We start from the raw sequence: 22,923 nt of genomic DNA on the forward strand, positions 1-22,923 counted from the left end.
TTTTTAGGTCATCTCATTTAGCGGGAATTCCAGTTAGTTTCGCTGGAACGTCGGGCTACTTGTGTAAACAGATTTCCCTGAGCCCTCATATCAACATAATTCGCATTAAGACGTCCTGTTCTCCGCAGGTCAATCCATCGGTGCCCCCCCTCTAACCAGAGAGAATACCGCCGCTGAAAGAGTATTTCATCTATCACTGCATCTTGCGTCATCTCACCTTGATAATCAGGCAACCCCCAAATATTGCGTATAATATTGACAGCTCGGATTGCTTCTTCCAGATCCATAGGGGATTTACGTGCCTGCGCTTCTGCATAAATTAGGATTAGCTCTTCATTACGAATAAAAGGTGTGGGGTCCGAAGGGCTTTGGTAGCGGGCATCCTGATATTCCCCAGGAATAAGCTCGCCACTTGCCAGCTTGATGTTCGCATTCGAAGCAGGGTTTTCAACCCGCCGAGCAAATTTTTCAAGCCTTCTGTCGCCGGGTAGTGCATCATCAATCATGGCTGGATGGACGATTAAAATAGTGCTTGTTTGTCTATCCAGAGGATAATATAAGGGATTGGGCTGATCAGGTGCATTTCCCCAAATATGTACAGGCCCTCGTTGTAGACCCTCAGGCGTAGTCACACTCAGATCCATAAATGAACCTTCCAGTGCCTGAAGGGCTCCGGTAAAATCCTCATCATAGAGAGCAACTCTGGCGGCAATTGCATTATTAATTTCCAATAAGCCTGCTATACTCTCAAACCCCGCAAAACCCGCAGTAAGATTATAAGGTAACGCTTCCATATCTGACACCCTTTGCAGGTCGGCTGCGCCATCAGCCAGAATACCTCTAATTTCACTTAAAGCGGCATCATACTCAAGGATGGGGCCAGGATCCAGAGGATTGGTGACATCAACTCGAATGCCATTTTGATATTGCTGCATTAGTGGCCAAATAAGCTGAAACCCTTTGATGGTTTTAGCCAGACCTGTATATGCGAAACGTTCGTCTTCAGTAATATTTGTACTGTTTTCAGCAGCTTGAATAAGTACGTTTGCCTGCTTTACTGCCAAGTACGGCTGTACATAGGTACCTGCTGAAGCAAAAAAATCCGGATAGGTTTCTGCAATCCCTAGTCCAAGCCATTCATTGGGGAAGCGAGGGTCAGAACCGAAATAGGGCAGTACCTCTCGCCCAAAAGAACCAAACAATTGATTTGCATTTTCAACATATCCTCTATTTCGAGCCTCCAATCCCGTAACCAATACCTGTAGCTCAGGCTTAGAGGCGTTGGTGAGCACACTACCCAGGGAGGGGTTATTCGGATCGTTTATTTCTTCAATCTCACATGCGCCCACTATAAGTGTAAGACCTGTGAGAAGCATTACCGAGTATCTATTGACAATTTTCATATAAAGGCTGGATTAGAATTCAACATTGAGGTGAAAAAAGTAACGTCGAGAGCTAGGATAGGGAGTTACCTCTATATTTGAGGCAATAGGCTGGCTGCCAAAGTTCGACGTTTCAGGATCATAGCTTTCATAAGGCGTCCATAGTAAGAAATTGTTGCCGGAAACCCCCAGCTTTACTTTGTTTATAAAACCTCCACCAACACCAGAAGTAAGGGTTTTAGGCAACGTATAATATAGACCTATTTCACGCAGCTTTACATAATCTGCCTTTTGCACAAATACTCCGGTATTACCATTCACAGCCCAGTCTAAAAGCCTATCGAGGCCATCTGGTGTGTCATTATTATCGGTATCGCCGCTCCAACCAGGAGTTTGGCCACCATCATCCCACAACAAAGAAGATAGGTTTATATTTTCACCACCTTTTTTCCAGTGAATGAGAAAATTAAATTCAAGGGAGTTACCAATAGAGAAATTGTTGAGAAAGGTAAGATTAAAATCAGGCTGGCGGTCTCCATATATTGTATAGCCGCCGGGTACATCAGATGCTGCCGGAGTACCAATGATGGTAGTTGGAGAATACCCTTCAGCCAGCAAATAAGATCCGAGCGAGGGACCAAATCCACCAACAGTGCGGGTTGGGATATTCATTTTGGTAATCTTTGATTGGTTATTCCAAAAAAGTGTTTGTGTACTCCACACTAGATTGGAAGTTCTAACCGGCATAACACCCAAACCAAGTTCCCAACCTTTATTTTCCAGGTCAGCTGCATTAGTGGCAATGGCCAGAATTCCACTAGCTTCAGCAGGCTGCAGATCGAGAATCAGATCATACACCTTCTTGTTATAGTAAGTAGCTTCTAGCGTAATTCGGTTATCCAGAAAACCTGCGTCTATACCAAGCTCCAGTTCCGAGGCGGTTTCGGGTACCAGATTAGGATCAACCCCACGTGTACCCACCTGACCGCCAGTTTCACCTCCAATAATTTGTGGCGATAGTGATTCAAATGTTGAACCATATACTGGTAGACCTCCGGTTTGGCCATAGGCAGCCCGTACCTTAAACGCGTTTGCATATTGGCTTGCCCCCTGCCAGAAATCGAAGTTGTTAAGATTTACAGCAACCGAAGCGCGTGGAAAAGGATAATATTCGTTTTGATTCATGTTTAGGGTTGAGCGATCCCAGCGTATACCTAGTGTACCAATGATCTTATCTTCCCAGTTAGCTTCCTGCTGTAACACCCAGCCAAAATCTGTAATTCGGGTCTCTGTTTGATCAATAGAACTTGATACCTGCGCCCACTGCAGATTTTTTTGCCCTCCCACTAATCCTCTTCCTCTTTGGAGAAGAAAATCTGCATGCTGATCTAAACGAACTACCCCTGCCTGACTGGTAAGATCAAAGCCACCTACTGAAGTATTATAGATCAAGAAACCCTGGAGATTTGTATTTATATTATCCTGACGCCCCCATAACACATCTCCAGCCGGTTCTGATGATGCCTGTTGGTGCTGTAAGAACTCGGGCATATGGACCAGAGAATTCGAACTCAGGTAGTCCACCCCTCCATTAATGGTATATTTCAGAAGAGACCTGCTGGTCTGTATCAGATTACCATCTAAAGACGCTGACGTGATAAAACGATCTACTTTCTGATTATTAGTCGCCAGATCCCGGATAGCCAGAGGGTTATCATTGAAATAGGGATTATTGGGGTAGTTTCCCTGCTCATCAGGAAATAGTTGAGCATATGAAGGTGTATATGCAATACTGTAGCCTATAGACCCCCCCGTATTGTTCTGATTCCCTGTAAATCCCCGATCTGTGTCAGAGCGAACATAATTAGTGTTTAGATTCAAATTAAATAGTTTGCTTAACTCATGGTTTACGTTAGCACGTATTGAGTATCGCTCAAACCCTGTATTTTTAATAATTCCATCTTCGTTTTGAATACCGGCCGAAACAAAAAACTGCGTTTTTTCGCCACCTCCTGATAAACTAAGCTGGGTATTGTACAACATAGCGGTCTCACCGTAAAAAACTTCCTCCCAGTCGGAAATACGACCTGTATTTTGTGCTTCCCGGTAACGCTCTAATTCTAACTGCCCACGTTCTCCCTCGCCATAGTAGGTCCGTATTTTATCTTCATTCCAGGGATCAAAACCTACCAGATTTTGTGCTTTGGCAAATCCTATATCCTGATTTAGCCGCACTTGTGTTTTTCCCTGCTTTCCTTTTTTGGTAGTTATAATAATTACACCTGCATTGGCGCGTGTTCCATATATAGCGGCTGCCGAAGGTCCTTTAAGCACTTCAATTCGCTCAATATCATCAGGATTTAAATCTGCAATGCGATTAGCAGCATCATCCTGATTAGATGCTGCCTGCCCTGCTGCAGCTCCACTAGCCTGCGTACGCCCATTACGGATGGAGGAATTATCAATATACACCCCATCAACAATATACAAAGGCTGAGAAGAGCCTGCACCAAGTGTTGAAATACCCCTAAGTTGCACATTAATCCCCCCTCCAGGGGCACCACCGTTTGCATTCATATTCACACCTGCTATCTTCCCGTAGAGGGCATTGTCAATAGTCTGTGGAGTGGTGTTCCCTACTAACTCCTGACTTGATACAGTTGATACAGCATTGGCCAGGTTACTTCGCTTAACCGTAGTAGCCAGACCGGTCACTACTACTTCTTCCAACCGGCCAATGTCTTCCTTAAGGGTAATGGTGAGGGGCCGGGTGGTGGCATTTACACTCACTTCTTCATTTACATAGCCCAGAAATGAGATCACCAATACCCCCTGGCTGCCGGGTACTTCTATTGAAAAATTACCGTCCAGGTCGGTCACTACCCCCTGGGTGGTGCCTTTTAAACGAACGGCTGCCCCGGGCAGGGGGTCTCCGCCTGCCTGATCCCGGACGGTTCCGCTTACGGTAAACTGGGCAAATGCCGGAAGACTGAACAGCAGCAGTCCCATGATAGCCCAGCCGGCTAATGGTAAAATCCTCTTCATTGATAAAAGTTTATGGTGGTTAGTGCGTCTTAAAAAAAGCGTTTAAAAAGTAATTGATGGGTGTAATATAGGAAATAAGCACTTTTGACAAAATATACGCTTAATAATTTTAGTTTTTACCAAATAGATGTGCAAAGCCCGAAAGCAGATGATTTATTGGAATCATGCAAGTTATCAGATGGTGCACCACCAAGTTGTACGAACCAAAAAAAGCCCTTTGGAATACCAAAGGGCGCTTAAAAAAAGAAGGTGCCGGCCTACTGCAGTCCGGCAATGAATTTTTTCTCTTTATATCCTTGCGGAATATCCCAGCTTCCCGCCGGCATTTCTATTGCTTCTATTGATTCCAGGGTGCAGGTAAAGAGCGGCTTGCCCTCCGGATCGTAGGCAATGCTCTTTACCGGCAGTCCGGCCTGCTGCAGGGGATGATTGCCCGCAAGCTGGATCATGGCTGCCGGCAGGGAGCGGCCCAGCTGAAACTGATGCTGCTGCACATAGGCGCTCAGGCGGAGCAGGGCCTCAAGGTCTTTTTTATCAACCTCCAGCTCGGCATAGGGGGCCATAAAGAGCTCGTGCCGCAGCCGCCCGCTGGCTGTACCTGCCCACTTGCTGCTGGTCCAGTGCTTAACGGCTATCTCCGCTGCTTTTTGGGTGTAGGCCAGCTCCTGCAGTTCTACTGGCGCATCCGCCAGCTGTTGCTCCAGGAGCCTGCGCTGGGCTGCCGGCAGGCTTTTAACCTGCTGCTGCAGCTCGGCGGTGGCCAGGCCAATCTGCTTGCTGATGTTTTCCAGCTCGCCCTGGCTCAGGCGTGTAAATTCCTTTTTTTTATGGTCCAGCAGATAAAGCGTTTCCTTCTTTGCATCAAACAGCAGGGCGGTTTGCTCCCCCTCTACTGCCAGCAGCACCTTCTCGCTGCTAAGGTAAATGTGCGTACGGCTGGCCCTGGTTTCGGTATCCAGGCTGTGGGTGGTCAGCAACAAGCCCTCTTCCGGCTGCTGCGCCCCTAAAAAGAGGCTGCTCAGCAGAAGCAGAAGGGGGATGGACAGAAGTTGAATGCTTGTTTTCATACCGTAACGGTGATGGTATACATTCTTTTACTCAACTCCCCCCTAAAAGTTGCCCTCAGGGGCCTAGTGCCCCCTTTGCCGGCGTCTGCGGTAGGCCCTGATGCCCGGCACGGCCACCGCAACTACCAGAGCCAGGGGCCAGAGGTAGGCCAGCCCCAGTACCAGGTTCAGCAGCAATTGCCAACCCCCATCTAACGCTCCCAGTATGCGCTGTCCAAAATGGGGGCTGCGGCTGGGCAGGTATTCAAATTTCTGTACTTCGTACATATTCAGGTGAATGGTGCTGTAGCTTACCTGATGGGTGAGGTAGCGCAGCTGCCCTTCCTTGGCTTCAATCTCCTCCTGCAGCTGGCGCAGCTTTTCTTCCACTTCCAGGATCTCCTTTACTGTATTGGCTTTCTGGAGCAGCTCCTGGTAGCGCTTTTCCACCTTTTTCTTGGTCTGCAGGCGGCTGCGCAGGTCAATGTACTCTTCGGTTACATCCCGGGCTTCTACCGATTGATGGTCGATGCGCTCGGGCAGCGCAGCCAGGGCCTGCATCAGGGCATCAAAACGGGCCGAGGGAATGCGCAGGCTGAGGTTCAGCTCATGCCGCTGGGAGGAGTTGTTCTGGTTGGAAGAAGAAATGTAGCCCCCCAGCCGCTTCACCAGGCTATCCACAGTGTACTGGGCCTGTTGCAGCTGCTTTACCTCATAGACCAGGGAGGCCGTTTTGATGATCTGTTTCTGGATGGTATCGGAGCTGGCTACCGGGGGTTGCGTTACGCCGGAGGGGCCTGAGGGGCCACCGGCCTGCCGGGCTTCCGGCGCAAAGGCCAGCTCTTCGGCATACTCCATAGGCGGAGCCGGCTGCTCGGTCATGGGAATATCATACAGCACATCTTCTGAGGCCCGTTCGGTATAGTCCTGTCCGGAGCCGCTGCCCTCGCAGGCAGCCAGGGCTAGCAACAGTATAAGGGGATAGGGGAGGAACGCTTTCATAGAGGAGCGGATTGGTTTTGGCTAAAACGCACACCCCGCTCCTGAAATTGCCCAACTTCCTGCCTGAAAGATGCTATTGCCCTTCCGGGAGATGGAGCTTTTCCACCAGGCTCCAGAGTACAATGCCCATGCTTACCGCCACGTTCAGCGAATGCTTGGTGCCCCATTGGGGGATTTCAAGGGCAGCATCGGCCAGCTGCATCACCCCTTCGCTTACCCCCTCTACCTCATTGCCAAAGACCAGCGCCCATTTCTCCCCTTGCTGCGGTACAAACTGCTGCAGGGGGGTGCTGCCCTGGGCCTGCTCTACGGCCAGCACCCGGTAGCCCTCCTGCTGCAGCTGCCGGCAGAGGGCGGCGGCATCGGCCGCCCATCCCAGGCCACCGTCTCCTGAGCGCCCAGGGCCGCTTTGTGAATTTCCCGGTGCGGGGGGGTGCCGGTAATGCCGCATAACCAGATCTTTTCTACGGCAAAGGCATCGCCGGTGCGAAAGGCGCTGCCCACATTGGCCAGGCTGCGGATATTGTCCAGCACCAGTACCAGGGGGTGCTTGGGCAGGGCCTCAAATTCCTGGGGAGAGAGGCGGTTTAGTTCGTCGAGTTTTAGTTTGCGCATGGAGGGGGATGGGGTATCAGGTATGGGGTATCAGGTATGGGGTTTCAGGTATGGGGTTTCAGATATGGGGTATCAGGTATCGGGTGGCCGACGGGCGGTATGGCAGCCAGCCTGCTTAGCTTTTTACCAACAGGGGTCAGAAGCACAGGCGGCAACGCAGCCGCCCACAAAATTGACCCCTATTTTCTTAAAACCGAAACGGCTTTCAAAATTGTGCGCCCTATCTCGTATCTTTGGAATTGGTTGCCCTGCCTCCAATACCCGCTTTACTCCGCAGCAGCCTGTCCCAGACCATGAGCCATACCAAGACCAAGCCCAAAGAAGAAACCCCCCTGATGAAGCAGTACAACGCCATCAAGGCCAAGCACCCCGGTGCGCTGCTCTTATTTCGGGTAGGCGATTTTTATGAGACCTTTGGCGAAGATGCCGTTACCGCCAGCAAGGTACTGGACATTGTGCTCACCAAGCGTTCCAACGGCTCGGCTTCAGAGGTAGAGCTGGCCGGCTTTCCGCACCACAGCCTGGACTCCTACCGCCCCGCCTGGTGCGGGCCGGCTACCGGGTGGCCATCTGCGACCAGCTGGAAGACCCCAAAATGGTCAAAGGCATAGTGAAACGGGGGGTTACCGAGCTGGTAACGCCCGGCCTGAGCTTTAACGACCAGGTGCTGGAGCGCAGCCGCAACAACTACCTTTGCTCCCTGCATTTTGGCAAAAGCAGCATTGGTATTTCGTTTCTGGATGTGTCTACCGGTGAGTTCATGGTGGCCGAGGGCCCGCTGGACTATGCCGAAAAGCTGCTGCAGGGCCTGCAGCCCTCGGAGGTGATCTACAGCAAAGGCAGCCGCAAGGCCTTTGCCGAGCATTTTTCAACCTATAGCTTCAGCACCTATACGCCCGAAGACTGGGTGTTCCAGTGGGAATACGGCTACGAATGCCTCACCAAACACTTCGGCACCTCTTCCCTGAAGGGCTTTGGCGTAGAGGATCTACCTGAGGGCATAGTGGCCGCCGGCGCCATTCTGCACTACCTGCAGGAGACCGAGCACCACGACATGAAGCACATTGCCCAGCTCTCCCGCATTGCCGAAGAGCACTATGTGTGGCTCGACCCCTTTACCATCCGCAACCTGGAGCTGGTATACCCCCAGCAGCCCGATGGCATCCCGCTGATCTCGGTGCTGGACCAAACCTGCACCCCTATGGGTGCCCGCCAGCTTCGCCGCTGGCTGGTGATGCCGCTCAAAGACCTTCCGGCCATACAGGAGCGCCTCTCGGTGGTAGAGGCCCTGGGCCAGCAGTCCGATCTCCTGCAGCAGCTGGCCCAGCGCCTGCGGCAGATCGGCGATGTGGAGCGGCTTATTTCCAAAGTAGCCGTGGGCCGCATCAACCCCCGGGAAATGCTGCAGCTCAAGCGCGCCCTTAAGCACACCCAACCCATCCGGGAGCTGCTGGCCGATACCTCCATCGACCCCCTGCGCAAGCTGGCCGATCAGCTCAACCCCTGCAGCTACCTGCTGGAGCGCATTGAGCGGGAGCTGGCCGACGAGGTACCCCTGGTCATCAACCAGGGCGGCATGATGCGCGATGGGATTCATGAGAAACTGGACGAACTGCGCAGCATCTCCTTCAGCGGCAAAGATTACCTGCTGCAGATCCAGCAGCGCGAAACCGCCCGCACCGGCATCTCGTCCCTGAAGGTGGCCTACAACAAGGTATTTGGCTATTACCTGGAGGTGACCAACGCCCATAAGAATAAGGTGCCGCAGGACTGGATCCGCAAGCAGACCCTGGTAAACGCCGAGCGCTACATTACCGAAGAGCTCAAGACCTACGAAGAAAAGATCCTGAATGCCGAGGGCGAGATCAACAGCATCGAGCAGCAGCTGTTCCTGGACCTGGTGGCTGCCGCCGCCGAATACACCGCCCAGATCCAGCAAAACGCCCGGGTACTGGCCACCATCGACTGCCTGGCCGGCTTTGCCCTGGTGGCCAAAAAGCGGGGCTATGTAAAGCCGGAGGTCAATGAGGGCTTTGCCATCGACATCGAGCAGGGCCGCCACCCCGTTATTGAACAGCAGCTGCCCGCCGACCAGCCCTACATCCCCAACGATACCCTGCTGGACCCCGACGAGCAGCAGATCATGATCATTACCGGCCCCAACATGGCGGGTAAATCGGCCCTGCTGCGCCAGACGGCCCTTATTGTGCTCATGGCCCAGGTGGGCTCCTTTGTGCCGGCCAGGCGGGCGGCCATTGGGCTGGTAGACCGGGTGTTTACCCGCGTGGGCGCCTCCGACAACCTCTCCCGGGGCGAAAGTACCTTTATGGTGGAGATGATCGAAACCGCCTCCATCCTCAACAACCTGAGCAACCGCAGCCTGGTGCTCATGGACGAAATTGGCCGGGGCACCAGCACCTATGATGGCATCTCCATAGCCTGGAGCATTGTGGAGTACCTGCATGGGAATGATAAGCACCGCCCCAAAACCCTCTTTGCCACCCACTACCACGAGCTCAACCAGCTGGCCGAGGATTTGCCGCGGGTGCGCAACTACAATGTATCGGTAAAAGAGGTGGGCGACAAGGTAATTTTTATGCGCAAGCTGCAGCCCGGTGGCAGCCAGCACAGCTTCGGCATCCACGTGGCGCAGATGGCCGGCATGCCCAACCGGGTGGTGATTCGCGCCAGCGAGATCATGCACCACCTGGAGGGCGACAAGAGCCGCCTGCAGCACCAGCAGAAGGTAAAGGAAGTGCCCAAAAACACCTACCAGCTGAGCCTCTTCGAGCTGGACCCAAAGTTCGAGCAGGTGCGCCAGCTCATCGAAAAAACCGACATCAACGTCATTTCGCCCGTAGAAGCCCTCCTCAAGCTGAATGAGATCAAAGGGCTGCTGGAAAACGGAAAGAAGGGGTAGCAGTATGCGACGAGTGGTGGCACGAATCACTCGTGCCACCAATACTGGACCTGGCAGCCCAGCTGCTTCCTTCCTACAACACCTTCTCTCGACCGGCCCGGTCCTGGGCCGACTACCGCTCGTGCCAGGACTCACCTACTACCCCGCTTAAAACAATAGCCGGCAGTAGCGGGTATAAAAGAAAGTGGTGGCACGAATCACTCGTGCCACCACTCGTTACCCCCTACCCCTGCACCATGTCCATCACCCACGGCCAGCTTTATCATGTCTATACCCGGGGCAATAACCGGCAGCGCATTTTCTTTTCGCCCCAGCATTATTTTTATTTTATCCGGAAGATGCAAATCCAACTGGTGCCCGTAGCAGATGTGCTGGCCTGGTGCCTGATGCCAAACCATGTTCATCTTCTGCTCCAGCTCAAGAAAAATAGAGAACCACAGGAATTTTCCACCCACTACCGGGTGCTGCTGAGTTCCTACTCCCGGGGCATTAATAAAGAAAGGGGGTGGAGCGGTTCGCTCTTCCAGCAAAACAGCAAATTCAAGCCGCTGGACGGGCGCAAAGGCTACCCCTACATTTGCTTTCACTACATCCACCAAAACCCCCTGCGGGCCGGACTGGTACAAGAGCTTACCGCCTGGCCCTATTCTTCTATTCAGGAATATGTGGGAAAGCGGCCCTTTGGGATTGTGCAGCAGCAGGTGGCAGCGGAGCTGCTGGGAATTTCAGGCGAGGTGGAGCAGTTTCTGCAGGAGTCGGCCCTGGTGATTCCCGAGCAGTGGAAGGGGGTTCTACAGGCGTAAGAGGGCGGGAACGCCCCTTTTCTAAAATTTTTTTAAATTTTTTTACCGACCACTATTGCCTTTTTCTTGCTTTGCCCTACCTTTGTAATCCCAAGCGGACAGCGCGAGGGAAAACATAAAAAACACACGCGAAAGTAGCTCAGCTGGTAGAGCGCGACCTTGCCAAGGTCGAGGTCGCGGGTTCGAACCCCGTCTTTCGCTCAAGAAAGCATCCTGAGATACCGGGATGCTTTTTCGTTAACAGGCTATGTGGTTTTGCCACGCAGCCGGCCGCCGGGATGGTGGAATAGGTAGACACGCGGGACTTAAAATCCCGTGGCACGCAAGTGCCGTGCGGGTTCGATTCCCGCTCCTGGTACGGAAAAAGCCCTGATAACTGCTGTTGTCAGGGCTTTTTGATTTTACGGGCCATCTCCTGCCTGAGAAAGAACATTTGGCAGTGGAAGGAGGCCGGAGGGAGTGGTGCCACGATTGGGTTGCCGGCCGCTCCACTTCCGCTGCAGGGGGCCTATTCGTGGCACCACTCCCGACTCCGCTAGTCTGCAACAGCGGCTTTTTTCCGGGCCTTTTTCGGTTTTTCCTTTTCAAACAGGCCGGCGGTGTATTTCTCATAGAGCTCAAAGAGAAACTCCATGCGCTTGGCCTCCGAGGGAAAGGCCTGCGGCCGGTAGCAAAGGTCTACGGCCCGGTCCAGCTCCTGATGCGCTTTCACCAGGGCAGGGGGCATGGTGAGGGGGTCGTATAGATCGGCCAGCGAACTGTCCGGAAACTGCGCCCGTACATCCAGCACCTTTTGCCCTGCGGCTTCTACCGCTTTTACCTGTTTTTCGCTGGGGTTCTCCGGCCAGGGGTAGTTGTTGTAGACTACACTAACTGAATAGCTATAATCTGATTTCATTCTCCCACACGTATAACGCATCCATGTCATATGCATAAGAGAATTCAATATACCGAAATGAAATAAATTCGCATTGGGCAGAATTCTCAATTTATTACTGCATACAATTTTCGGGTGTAAAAAACCTATTGGTATGTAATTTCTTCTTTCAGAGGATACTTCAGGTATTACCAAAAAGCTTTCATCAGGCATATTTTCAGTATGATACCTTGTTGGTGTTGAAGCTAATTTTATTGTAGGCTTACTTGAGCTTGAAAGCCTAAACTTCTTTACTGCATTAATCCGCTTTATAACTTCAGGCAGCATTTTGAGTTCAGCAGGATTTGGCTTCTTTAAGATATAGTATCCATCTCCGTTTACCATTAATAAACTCAACTGCGCCTAAAAAAGGTAAGATGTACTTTTCCGCATTTGGCTCTAACACTAAAAAAGCCGATTTCTCTTCATCATTAAATATATAATGCCCCCCATCAATTGGTTTATTCCCAGTGGCCACTTCCGAAACATTGCATATTGGCTTATTTCTACTAGCAATTGTTACATCTGACCCTTCTACTAAATATGGATTAATATTCTTTACTTTAACTTCATCGGTTTCAGAGATTGATCTTTTAATAAAGATTCTTTTTCCTACAACATCAAAATTACCGAAGCCAACTATAACCACATGAACGGCAGCCTTTCCCCTCGCTTCACTTTCCCACGGAAAACTTGTATGGGCAAAATGAATTTTTACACCTAACGAGAATAGGTAGTTCCATAATGGCGCCACTTGTTCACCTTGGCAAATTGAGTTGGTAGATACAAGGCCTACACCAATATTGGTATCTTTAATATATCTAGCAGCTTTAATAAACCATCCACCAACATAGTCTAACAAGCCACCATTTTCAACACCCAAAGTAACAATTCTCAAATCTTGACGCTGAGAATCGTTTAGAAATTTAGCTCCTACAAAAGGCGGGTTTCCCAAAATATAACTCAGCTGCTCTTTCGGCACTACACTTTCCCAATCCAGTTGCAGGGCATTGCCATGCACAATGGTAGCGGCTTTCTTCAGGGGCAGGCGCGCAAAGTACTGGCCAAATTCCTGGCTGATGAGCATGTTCATCTGGTGGTCCATCAGCCACATGGCTACCTCGGCTATGCGGGCGGGAAATTCTTCGTACTCGATGCCGTACATCATGTCCACATCCAGCCAGATGATCTCCCGCACATCCAGAAATCCCTGTCCGCTGCGGTTCATGGCCCGCAAAATCTCGATCTCCAGCAGGCGCAACTCACGGTAGGTAATCACCAAAAAGTTGCCGCAGCCGCAGGCCGGGTCCAGGAACTTTAGCTGGCTGAGCTTTTTATGAAATTCCGGCAGCTTGTTGCGGTTGTGTTTAATGCTTTCAAACTCCTGCCAGAGCGCATCCAGAAACAGGGGTTTTATCACCTTCAGGATGTTCTTCTCGGAGGTGTAGTGTGCGCCCAGGTTGCGGCGCTCCTGGGCATTCATTACGCTCTGGAACATGGAGCCGAAAATGGCCGGCGATATACGCCCCCAATCCAGGCCGCAGCAGTCCAGCAGGGTTTGCCGCATCTTGGTATCGAACGCAGCTGGCGGCAGGGGCTCTTCAAACAGCTTGCCGTTTACATAGGGAAAGCGGTTGAGCTGCTCATCCAGGTTTTTCAGCCGTTTGTCGCGGGGGGTATTCAGCACATAAAACAGCTCGCTCAGCCGGGCGCCCAGGTCGCTGCCGTCCTCGCTGGTGCGCAGCTCCAGAAAATCGCGGAAGATGTCTTTTTCAAAAATGGTGGTATCGTCGGCAAAAAGGCAAAACAGCAGGCGCACCAGGTATACCTCCAGAGGGTGGCCTTCGTAGCCCACATCCTTCAGGCGGTCGTGCAGGCGGCCCATCAACTCGGCAGCCTGTATGTTTACAGGGTCCTGCTCTTTGTAAATGCGTTTCTGATAGCCGGCAATAAAGCCAAAGTGCTGCACATGCTGCACCAGGTCCTTCAGCTGAAAGGAAACGGTGGTTTCTTCCAGCAGATCGTAGAGCCGGAAATGCTCAAAGTCGGAGACCAGAATGTAGTTGGGCAACTCATGCTGCTTGAGGCCATGCAGGTAGTCCAGGGCCTGCGCAAAGGCTTTGTCCAGGTTCTTGCCCCGGCTTTTCATCTCCACCAGCAGGGTGCCTTTCCAGAGCAGGTCGATGTAGCCCTTGTGCTCATCGAGCTTTTTCACCCGGTGCTCAAAGGTGCTTACCTTTTTGCTGCTGATGCCAAATATGTTGAAAAATTCTACCAGAAAGGGCTTGGCGTCGGCTTCTTCGTTATGGGTATGCTCCCATTCCTTTGCAAACTTTGCCGCCCGGTCTTTGATCTCGTTCCAGCTTAAGGCCATGTTCTTTCATTATTCCCGAGATCAATTTAATGTTATTTATAAGAAAAAGGAATATCACCGGCCTCACCTCCCCTTCTTTTACCGAAATACCCCCCTCAGCGCTAGGAATGATACAGGTTTAAGCTTGGTACATATGAAGAAAGGGGTAGTTAGAGGTTATCCCATAAATAGGTTGACTCCACGCGTCATCCCGGCACAGGCCAGGATCTCTTTACTTTATGATAAGAAGCAGGTTACTTTGACACTTTAATTAGACAGATCCCGGCCTACGCCGGGATGACGACCTTACTCTAAGGTGTTTATGAGATAGCTCCTACCTATCTTTCCATACATATTCATCTGCTTCTGCCTAAGTCCCGGCTTTCTCTACAGATAAATCTCAATTACCATTCTCCATGCAGGTATTGCCTAAATAAAAATATATCGCAATATTGTTATATAATTTATGTCATTTTTCCTTTATCTACTTTTTTCATATCCTATGAAACCCTCATCTTCCAGAACAGCCGCTGCGCTTTGGCTCTGGCTGTTCTGCTTTTCGTCCGCCTTTGCCCAACAACAGCCCGGGCTGTACAGCAAGCCCGCTAGCCCGCTGCTTAAGGAGCTGCCCGCACTGCCCGCCTCTTCTGCGGCTGCCTATTCGCTGGCAACGGCTACGGCTACGGCTGGAGAACCACATCAGCAAAAGATGGTCCCCAGCGAATCCTTTGCCACCCGGAAAAAGAGCCTTGAGCGGATCATCGAAGAAATGCAGGCCTCCTCGCTGGTGCTGAGCGCCAGTGCCGGGTCAACCACCGCCGAACAGGAGCAGCTGATGAAGCAACTGCAGGACCCGGCATTCCAGAAAAAACTGGAGGCCATGTCGCAGCAGGAGCAAATGGCCTTTGCCATGAAAATGCAGCAGGTCATGACAGCAGGCGGCGGGCAGCTGAACGGCGCCGAAGAGGAGGATGTGTCTGAGGTACTGAACACCATGGGCGATATCTCCTTTCAGCTCAATGGCACCCAACTGGAGCCGTCTTCCTACAGCGGCCTGCAACAAAAAATTGCGGCACTATACCAGAACGTGCGCCAGCACAACACCCAGGTGTGGGAGTGGGAACAGGCCGAATACAAGAAAATACCCCTGGTGGCCAGCCACCTCAGGCAACAGGTGGTGTCTAACAAAGAACCCAAACTGGTAAAAGAGCTCCGGCTGGCTGCCCAGGCAAAACGGATTGCCCACATGGACCAGCAACTAAAGGCCCTGGCCCCCCACTGGAATGCCCACCTGGCCTACTTGCAGCAAACCCTGACAACGGTAGATCAGCAACTGGCCGGCATTAACTACTATAGCCGCTTTAAGAACAATGTGTTCAAAAACCAGCTGGCGGCCTACCACGTCACTTCCCTTCAGCAGATCCAGTACCTGTGGGAAGACCTGGAAAAGATCATCCTGGAGTCGGCCGAGCTGCAGCTGGCCCTGAATAAGCTTGAAAAAACGCCAGTAGAAAGTTTTGACTGATCGCAACCACTTTTTGCGCCCCGGCCTGCTCACTTTTTGCCCCAGCCGGCATTAAGGGTACCATGAAAGTACAGATCGAAAAAATGCTCTCCCTGATCCGAAAGGGCCAGGTGGCGGAAGGGGAGATTGAAGCGCTTATCAGCCGCCTGAAGGCTGCCCTTGCCGAAAATACTGCTCAGGGAAAGGAACTTGGCCCGTACATCCGCCTGATCAAACAGGCCCAAAAGGCGCAGGCTCGCCCCACAGGTCTATCCTGGCTACCGCTGCTAAAGGGGTCGCTGGCCATAGGCCACAAGCCGGGTGGCAAGCTTTCCTTTGCCGGGCTGCAGGCCGAAGGGGTAACGGCTGTACTTACGCTGCTGCAGGAAAAGGAAGGCGCGCTCCTCATCGGCCAGCAGGTACAGAAGGCGGGCATGGGCTGGATCTGGTTTCCCTTCTCGGCCTCGCGCCCCCATACCGGCGAAGCTGCGCAGGAAGTTATCACCCTCTATGAGGAGATGGAAGCCCTGCTGGCTGGCGGTGGCAGGCTCTACATTCACTGCTCGGCGGGCATACACCGGACCGGCATGATCACATACGGACTGCTGCGCTACCTGGGCCAGGGGGAGGCAGACGCCCGAGAATCTCTGCTGCGCCTGCGTTCTGTTACAGCCGAGCAAGCCGGAGAAGAGCGCCTGACCTGGGGCGATCAGTTTGCAAGGGGGTAGTGTTGTAGCCTCTTTCTCGCCACTCGGTACTGGGTACTGGTGCCACGAGTAATTCGTGGCACCAGTACCCAGTACCGAGTGGCAGGCCACCCACCCCCTCAAAATCCATCCGCCGCATCATCGCCGCGGGGGTCGGCGCCACCTTCCAGCCGGCCGTCGGGCAGCACCAGTATGGCCGCCGCCCGGCCTATGGTGCCAAAGCGGGGCACCAGCGTGTGCCCCTTGAACAGGAGGGGAAAGTAGGTGCCGGAATTATAGGAATTCCACTCCGACAGCACCACATCGGGCTTCCACTGGTGGTGATAGCGGCCGGCGCTTACCGCCCCCTGCATGCTCAGGTCGTGCTCCACTACATTGAGGATGATCTGATACACGGTGGTAATAATGGTAGAGCCCCCCATGCTGCCCACCACCATAAAGAGCTTGCCGTCTTTCTCCAGAATGGTAGGGGTCATGGAGCTGAGCATGCGCTTGCCCGGCGCTATGGCATTGGCATCTTCGCCCAGCAGGCCGTACTGGTTGGGCACCCCGGGCTTGGCGCTGAAATCATCCATCTGGTTGTTGAGCAAAAAGCCCGACCCATCCACAAACACCAGCGAGCCAAATGTGCTGTTGAGGGTGGTGGTGGCCGATACGGCATTGCCCTGGGCATCTACAATGGAGTAATGGGTGGTGTTGGGGCTCTCTGAGAATTGGGGCTCGCCGGCATAAATGGCATCGCTGCTGGAGGCTTTTTCCAGGTCTACATTGCCCATGCGCTCCAGAATATACTCCCGGCTCAGCAGGCCTTCTACGGGCACCTCCCAGAAGTCGGGGTCGCCCAGGTGGCGGGAGCGGTCGGCATACACCCGGCGCTCGGCCTCGATCATCAGGTGGGCCGTCTGGGCCGTGTGCCAGCCCCACTCGGCCAGGGGATATTGCTCGCTAATGGTGAGCAGCTGCAGCAGTGAAATGCCGCCGCTGGAGGGAGGAGGCATGGCGATTATCGTATAGTCTTTGTAGTGGCCGGTAAGGGGGGTGCGCCAGAGGGCCTTGTAGTTCAGAAGGTCTTCTTTGGTGATGATGCCCCCGCCCCGCTCCATTTCGGCCACAATGTTTTCGGCGGTTTCACCTTCGTAAAAACCGGCCCGCCCCTTATCCCGGATCAGCCGCAGGGTATGGGCCAGCTCGGGCAGGCGTAGCGTATCGCCCGTTCGCCAGCGGCCGCGCAGCACAAATTCGGGCCGGCGGGTATTGTAGCGGACAAAGTCTTTGTGGTACTGGTTCAGCTTTTTGGCTTCTTTTCGGGTAAGGGGAAATCCGCGCTCGGCCAGCTCAATGGCCGGCTGCAGCAGCTCGGCCCAGGGCAGGGTGCCGTAGCGGTCGTGCAGGCGCATCATGCCATCAACGGTGCCGGGCACCCCGGCCGCCAGATGGCCCTTCAGGCTCAGCTCCTCCTGTACCTCGCCCCGCCGGCCCAGGTACATGTCCCGATGGGCCGCTGCCGGGGCGGTCTCCCGGTAATCAAGCGCATCAGTAGTACCATCGGCAAAGCGCAGCACCAGAAAACCCCCGCCGCCAATGTTACCTGCATCAGGATAGACCACCGCCAGGGCAAACTCAGTGGCTACGGCAGCATCGGCCGCATTGCCCCCCCTGCGCAGGATCTCGGTACCCACAGCCGAGGCCAGGGGGTGGGCCGACACCACCATGGCCTGCTCGGTGACCAGGCCCCGCTCCAGCAGATCGGGCTCCCGGCAGCCAAACAGCAGGAGAAAAAGCAGGGAAAAAGCGTATTTGGTAAGCATCATCAGGAGATTGCTGATCAACAGAAAAGGCAGGGTCCGGCTATAGAGTATACCCTGAAAGGCCCTGCGGGGTTTGGCCACTGGCAGGCCAGGTGGCTGAAAGGGCATGATGATTCTCCTTATCAGGCCCGGGGCAGGCTACTTGGGCAGCTCTATATAAAAGGTAGTGCCCTTTCCCTCCTGGCTCTCAAACCGAATGGTTCCGTCCAGCTGATCGGTCATGGTCTTGATCAGGTGCATGCCCAGTCCTACCGGCTGCTCGCCCTGGGTGCCTTTGCGGCGGGCCCGGGTGAATTTATCGAAGATAAGGGGTTTGAGCGCATCGGGTATGCCAATGCCATTGTCGGCTACGGTGATCAGAATGGTGTGAGGCCGCTCTTCCAGGCTTACTTCTATGCGACCCCGGGCCTCGGTAAATTTATAGGCATTGGTCAGCAGGTTTTCCATAATGAGCATCAGCCGGATGCTGTCAATGGTGGTATAGATCGATTCGGTAGTGGTGTGCAGGATAAAGGTCTTGTTTGCTTTATCCAGCAGCCGGAAAGCATCCAGCTGGCTTTGCATCCTGGCCACCAGGTCGATGCGGGTTTTCTTGATGCCCAGCTCCTGGGTCTCCAGGTACTCCAGGTTGAGCACTTCCTTGATCATGTCCAGGGAGTTGCGGCAGGTACGTTCCACAATCTCCACCAGCTGCTTCACCGATTTGTTCTCCTCCAGGTTCAGCTCCCGGCCCATCAGCGACATGGATAGGGAAATGGTATTGAGCGGCGCCCGCAGGTCATGGCCCAGCACCTGAATCACAATATTCTTCTGCTCTTTCATGGCCAGAAGGGCCAGCTCATACTCCTTGCGGCGGGTGATGTCTTCGGCCATGCCAAGCAGCTGCAGATTGCCTGTGGCTTCCTCCTGCAGGCAGTACGCCTTTAGCCGCAGCCAGGAGAGGGTCTGGTCGGGCCGCTGCACCCTAAACTCCAGGGCAGCCGAGCCAGCGCCCTTTTCAATGAGCTCCTCAAAGCCGGAGCGCAGGTAAGCATGCTCTTCCTGCGGTACCAGCTCCAGCAGCCGCAGCGGCAGGGGCTGCTGCGGCTGCCCGCCGCCGCTGCTGTCAGGCGCAAGCCCGGTAAAGGCCGCAACCGATTCGCTGATATAGAGAAAACGCGCTTCTTGTACGGAGTATACAAAAGCAAGGTCGGTTGACTGTTTTACCAGCTGCTGCAGAAAGGTGATAGACGAATGCATGTACTGATAAATACCTGAAGCGGCAATTTGTTGCAAAATATGTACGGTAGCTCTTCACAAACAGTTATCAGCACCCGCCAGCAGCGCACGAGCCACTGGTAGGTTATCGTTAAATTCTGTCTTTCTCTAAAACCCTGCGCCTGCTTTCCGGTTCTCTTTTGGTAGCCGGAAGGGAGCAGCCCCCTGCCTGACTATCCAGACCAGCGTTGGTATGAACACCCAGCTTCTAACAAGCAGCCCCACTCCGCCCTGACCGGGCACCTACCCCCTACCGCTTTGCGGTACGCGCCGCCCCCTTTCTGCGGCCGCCCACTCCCTATTGGAATATGTGTACCCCCTGTACCTGCGCCTCTTGCGTAGGCGGGGCCAAGGTGTTTGTATGAAGTTTCTCAATGAACTTAAGGAATTCTGTTACAGGTTTTTTTCGCTCCGGAAGCCTGAAAAGGAGGAGGAACCCCCCTCTGCGGAACAGACCGCGTTTGTCTATGTGATCATTGCCATTTTGCTCTACCTGCTGCTATTTTTGCTGCTGCAGGAAGGCGTGCTGTAGCGGCTGCCCCCTGGCTGCTCCGGGCCCCTTTGGTATAGCGAGCGGGTAGGTGCACGCTCCTGGCACGGTATTGGGTAACAAAAAGGCAGATATTGGGTTTAATAGTCCAGTAAAGTAGATTTTTTTAGCTTGCTGCCTTTTACACAACCAATCGTTTAACCGAAACAACCTTACTATAATGAGAAAATATGCGCTAAGCTGTCTGCTACTGACGGCACTGCTCTTGTTTGATTCCTGCGCTACCAATCCGGTTACCGGCAAGCGGCAGGTAAGCCTGGTATCCACCAACCAGGAGATTGCCATGGGCCAGCAGGCCGATCCGCAGATCGTGGCCCAGTTTGGTCTGTATGAAGATCCCGCCATGCAGCGCTTCATACAGGAGAAAGGCCAGCAAATGGCGGCCATCTCCCACCGCAAAGAGCTCAATTATGAGTTTAAGATCCTGGATTCGCCGGTGATCAATGCCTTTGCCGTGCCCGGTGGCTACGTGTACTTTACGCGGGGCATTATGGCTCATTTTAATGATGAGGCTCAGTTTGCCGGCGTATTAGGCCATGAGATCGGCCACATAACGGCCCGCCACTCGGCTCAGCAACAAACCAAGGCTACCCTGGCCCAGGGGGGCCTGCTGCTGGGCATGGTGATCTCTCCGGAATTTGCCCAGTTTGGCAATACGGCCGCCCAGGGCCTGCAGCTGCTTTTTCTTAAGCATGGCCGGGACGATGAGCGGGAATCTGACCGCCTGGGCGTAGAGTACTCAACCAAAATCGGCTACGATGCCGCCCAGATGGCCAATTTCTTCCAGACCCTGCAGCGACAGTCTGCCTCTACCGGGCAGGAGCCTATTCCCAACTTCTTATCTACCCACCCCGATCCGGGCGAGCGCTACGAAACTGTACACCAGCTGGCAGCCGAGTGGAAGCAAAAAGCAAACCTGACCAATGCCCAGATAAACCGCAACAATTACCTGCGCATGCTGGAGGGCATGATCTACGGCGAAGATCCCAAGCAGGGCTTTGTGGAGAATGGGGTGTTTTATCATCCCGAGCTGCGCTTTCAGTTTCCCGTACCGGCCAACTGGCGGCACCAGAACAGCCCGCAGGCCTTTCAGATGGCCGCACCCGATGGCAAGGCCATGATGATGCTTACCCTGGCCCAGGGCAACAGCCTGCAGGAAGCGGCCCAGAATACCATGGAGCAATACAAGCTGCAGCCTGTAGAAAGCCAGAACACCACCGTAAACGGACTGCCCGCGCTGGCGGTGATTGCCGATCTGCAGCAGCAGCAGGGCACACTGCGCACCCTTTCCTACTTTATCCAGTATGGAGGGGTTATTTACAGCCTGATGGGGGTAAGCGCCGCCCAGGATTTTAACAGCTATGCCCAGCTGTTTAGCTCTACCATGCAAAGCTTCCGGGAACTTACCGATGCCTCTAAACTGAACCGCCAGCCTGAGCGCCTGCGCATAGTGCCCGTACAGCAGACTACCAGCCTGGAGCAGGCCCTGCGCAGCAACCAGATCCCCAACGACCGCCTGGAGGAGTTTGCCATTCTTAACGGCATGCAGCTAAACGAGCAGGTACCCTCGGGCACCCTCATTAAAGTTGTGCGCAGGTAAGCCCTTTTTCACCCCCCTTTTACCTAACTCCGGCAGTCCAGCACTGCCGGAGTTTTTTTGTGCCTTTAGCTCTGCAGGGCGGCACATATGCGCCAAGGTTTTACACCTGTACCATAGTGCATACTTTTGGCGGCAGCTTTCGGCATTTTTCATGGATCTTGGATGACCTTTTGTACCGGCCTGCATTAAGCTGAGAAGGGGCCAGGCAGGGCCAGGCCTACAAATGCTCCTGGCCCTGCTCCGCTGGCTCAGCCTTTATCCAAAAAAACGACCCCATGAAAAAAAACCTACTGGCGCTGTTGCTGCTGCTGTTGCTGAGCAGCCTTGCCCAGGCTCAACAGGAGACCCCCCTGCAACAGGCCCTTGCGCAGAACATGGTAACGCTTTCGGCGCAGGCGGCCGGTGGCCTGGGCAGGCAAAACCTGCAGCTAAAGATCCGCAGCCTGTTGAAGCGACAGATCCGGCTGCGCATACCCCCCGGCCTGCACTTTAAAGCGCAGGATAGCGGAGCCCAGGATCTGTTTACGGCAACAGAAGACGTGCTGGTACTGGAGGCCGGGGCCGAAAAACTAGTGAGCCTGCAGGGCTTTTGCATGAATGCCTCCCGCTATGCCCCCGCAGCCCGGGGGGTGTACCACTTCCAGGGCCTGGCGTCTCCCTCCCTGAAGGTGCTGGGCGATACGCTGGCCCGCTACCCACCCCTGGCCGAAGAGTGGGGGCAGATGTTTGTGTGGGCCATTACCGATGGCAGAGGGCTCTATCCTGTATATGTGGATTCTGCCTTTGTACGGCCCGCCACCAGCCTGATGGCGCATGCAGCTGCTGCCAGTGGCCAGGCCAGCGCAGGGGTGCATGTAAAGGCAAAGGAGAGCCGTAGCCCTACGGTAACGGTTTTTTTCAAAAAAGGGGTGCTAGCCTTCCACAACCCTACCGACCAGCGGGCTTCCTTTATTCTCTGTGATGCACAGGGCAATAAAAAATGGGCCTATTACGAGAACCAGCCCCTGTCGCACGGGCTTAAGCACTACACCTTTGGGGTAAACGAGATCGTAGCTGTGGGTGATGAGCCGGTCTACTGGGCAAAGGTGATCAGCGAATCGGGCAGGGTACTGGCTCAGATGAAGGTAGACAGGCATACCGAAGCCCGGGATGTTCAGCCCAGCGTGCTTTCCTTCACCTTTCAGTTTGAGCTACGGCAGCCGGTGCGGCGGGCCAGCCTTACCCTTTATCTGCAGGATGGCACACTGGTAGAGGAATTTAAACGCTACAGCGAGCTGGGCATAGGCGCCTACGACCTGCACATCCAGTTTTTGCACCTGCACAAGACCAACACCCCCTTTGTGGCCAAACTGCTGGGCGAAGATGGCCGGGTGCTGGCACAACAGCTGGTGAAAAGCCCCTGAGCCGCGCTGAAA

At 53.7% G+C, this 22,923-nt stretch carries 14 protein-coding genes, 2 tRNA genes and 3 pseudogenes; 9 read left to right on the forward strand and 10 right to left on the reverse strand.

The genetic code is table 11. The features are described from left to right. Positions 1–17: 17 nt before the first annotated feature. From ADICEAN_RS05000 to ADICEAN_RS05020, 5 genes and pseudogenes are all read right to left on the reverse strand, one after another. Entirely contained in the window at positions 18–1,403 is a 1,386-nt protein-coding gene (locus tag ADICEAN_RS05000; protein ID WP_009194448.1) for a RagB/SusD family nutrient uptake outer membrane protein, read from the reverse strand. Between the two features lie 12 nt (positions 1,404–1,415). Further along, on the reverse strand, positions 1,416–4,427 hold the full coding sequence (locus ADICEAN_RS05005) for a SusC/RagA family TonB-linked outer membrane protein (RefSeq protein ID WP_040396272.1): 3,012 nt from the start codon (positions 4,425–4,427) through the stop codon (positions 1,416–1,418). 257 nt (positions 4,428–4,684) lie between these two features. Next, a complete protein-coding gene (locus ADICEAN_RS05010) occupies positions 4,685–5,494 on the reverse strand; it encodes a hypothetical protein (RefSeq protein ID WP_009194450.1) in 810 nt (269 codons plus the stop codon). 63 nt (positions 5,495–5,557) lie between these two features. After that, positions 5,558–6,475, reverse strand: a complete 918-nt coding sequence (locus tag ADICEAN_RS05015) for a DUF4349 domain-containing protein (protein WP_009194451.1) — start codon at positions 6,473–6,475, stop codon at positions 5,558–5,560. A gap of 73 nt (positions 6,476–6,548) precedes the next feature. Continuing rightward, positions 6,549–7,090 (reverse strand): annotated as a pseudogene (locus ADICEAN_RS05020) (TrmH family RNA methyltransferase). Positions 7,091–7,383: 293 nt separating this feature from the next. Between ADICEAN_RS05020 and mutS the strand changes: the two are divergent. The 4 genes and pseudogenes from mutS (at position 7,384) to ADICEAN_RS05040 (ending at position 11,171) form a co-directional block, all read left to right on the forward strand. Then, positions 7,384–10,010, forward strand: a pseudogene (gene mutS, locus ADICEAN_RS05025) (DNA mismatch repair protein MutS). Positions 10,011–10,042: 32 nt separating this feature from the next. Continuing rightward, entirely contained in the window at positions 10,043–10,813 is a 771-nt protein-coding gene (locus tag ADICEAN_RS05030) for a transposase (protein WP_152426319.1), read from the forward strand. A 128-nt stretch (positions 10,814–10,941) separates the two neighbouring features. Continuing rightward, positions 10,942–11,014: transfer RNA gene (locus ADICEAN_RS05035), tRNA-Gly, on the forward strand. Positions 11,015–11,085: 71 nt separating this feature from the next. Beyond that, a tRNA-Leu gene (locus ADICEAN_RS05040) sits at positions 11,086–11,171 on the forward strand. Positions 11,172–11,348: 177 nt separating this feature from the next. On the opposite strand, the gene ADICEAN_RS22965 is transcribed toward ADICEAN_RS05040, so the two are convergent. The 3 genes and pseudogenes from ADICEAN_RS22965 to ADICEAN_RS05045 form a co-directional block, all read right to left on the reverse strand. Continuing rightward, complete coding sequence (locus ADICEAN_RS22965) at positions 11,349–11,711, reverse strand: type IIL restriction-modification enzyme MmeI (RefSeq protein WP_009194457.1); 363 nt, start codon at positions 11,709–11,711, stop codon at positions 11,349–11,351. Continuing rightward, positions 11,712–12,074, reverse strand: a pseudogene (locus ADICEAN_RS23835) (type IIL restriction-modification enzyme MmeI); the annotation flags it as partial. It abuts the gene before it with no gap. Further along, a complete protein-coding gene (locus ADICEAN_RS05045) occupies positions 12,025–14,103 on the reverse strand; it encodes a DNA methyltransferase (RefSeq protein ID WP_009194458.1) in 2,079 nt (692 codons plus the stop codon). The pseudogene ADICEAN_RS23835 and the gene ADICEAN_RS05045, both read right to left, overlap by 50 nt. A 481-nt stretch (positions 14,104–14,584) precedes the next feature. Between ADICEAN_RS05045 and ADICEAN_RS05050 the strand changes: the two genes are divergently transcribed. Next, entirely contained in the window at positions 14,585–15,607 is a 1,023-nt protein-coding gene (locus tag ADICEAN_RS05050) for a hypothetical protein (RefSeq protein WP_009194459.1), read from the forward strand. A gap of 62 nt (positions 15,608–15,669) precedes the next feature. Beyond that, positions 15,670–16,314, forward strand: coding sequence for a protein-tyrosine phosphatase family protein (locus ADICEAN_RS05055; protein WP_009194460.1), 645 nt, complete (start codon positions 15,670–15,672; stop codon positions 16,312–16,314). A 98-nt stretch (positions 16,315–16,412) separates the two neighbouring features. Here the strand turns inward: ADICEAN_RS05055 and ggt are convergent, their stop codons facing one another. Beyond that, complete coding sequence (ggt, locus tag ADICEAN_RS05060; protein ID WP_394330742.1) at positions 16,413–18,101, reverse strand: gamma-glutamyltransferase; 1,689 nt, start codon at positions 18,099–18,101, stop codon at positions 16,413–16,415. A gap of 138 nt (positions 18,102–18,239) precedes the next feature. Beyond that, positions 18,240–19,340, reverse strand: a complete 1,101-nt coding sequence (locus ADICEAN_RS05065; RefSeq protein ID WP_009194462.1) for a PAS domain-containing sensor histidine kinase — start codon at positions 19,338–19,340, stop codon at positions 18,240–18,242. A 379-nt stretch (positions 19,341–19,719) separates the two neighbouring features. On the opposite strand from ADICEAN_RS05065, the gene ADICEAN_RS22545 reads away from it, so the two are divergent. The 3 genes from ADICEAN_RS22545 to ADICEAN_RS05075 all read left to right on the forward strand — a co-directional run bounded on the left by ADICEAN_RS22545 (position 19,720) and on the right by ADICEAN_RS05075 (position 22,911). Further along, the gene (locus ADICEAN_RS22545) at positions 19,720–19,890 is read left to right on the forward strand and encodes a hypothetical protein (RefSeq protein ID WP_009194463.1); all 171 of its coding nucleotides are present in this window, start codon (positions 19,720–19,722) and stop codon (positions 19,888–19,890) included. Between the two features lie 178 nt (positions 19,891–20,068). Then, on the forward strand, positions 20,069–21,508 hold the full coding sequence (locus ADICEAN_RS05070; protein ID WP_009194464.1) for a M48 family metalloprotease: 1,440 nt from the start codon (positions 20,069–20,071) through the stop codon (positions 21,506–21,508). 275 nt (positions 21,509–21,783) lie between these two features. Then, positions 21,784–22,911 carry a hypothetical protein gene (locus ADICEAN_RS05075; RefSeq protein ID WP_009194465.1) on the forward strand — a complete coding sequence of 376 codons (1,128 nt, stop codon included), beginning with the start codon at positions 21,784–21,786 and terminating at the stop codon, positions 22,909–22,911. Positions 22,912–22,923 lie beyond the last annotated feature (12 nt).

It is taken from the genome of Cesiribacter andamanensis AMV16 (assembly GCF_000348925.1).
Classification (GTDB): Bacteria; Bacteroidota; Bacteroidia; order Cytophagales; family Cyclobacteriaceae; genus Cesiribacter; species Cesiribacter andamanensis.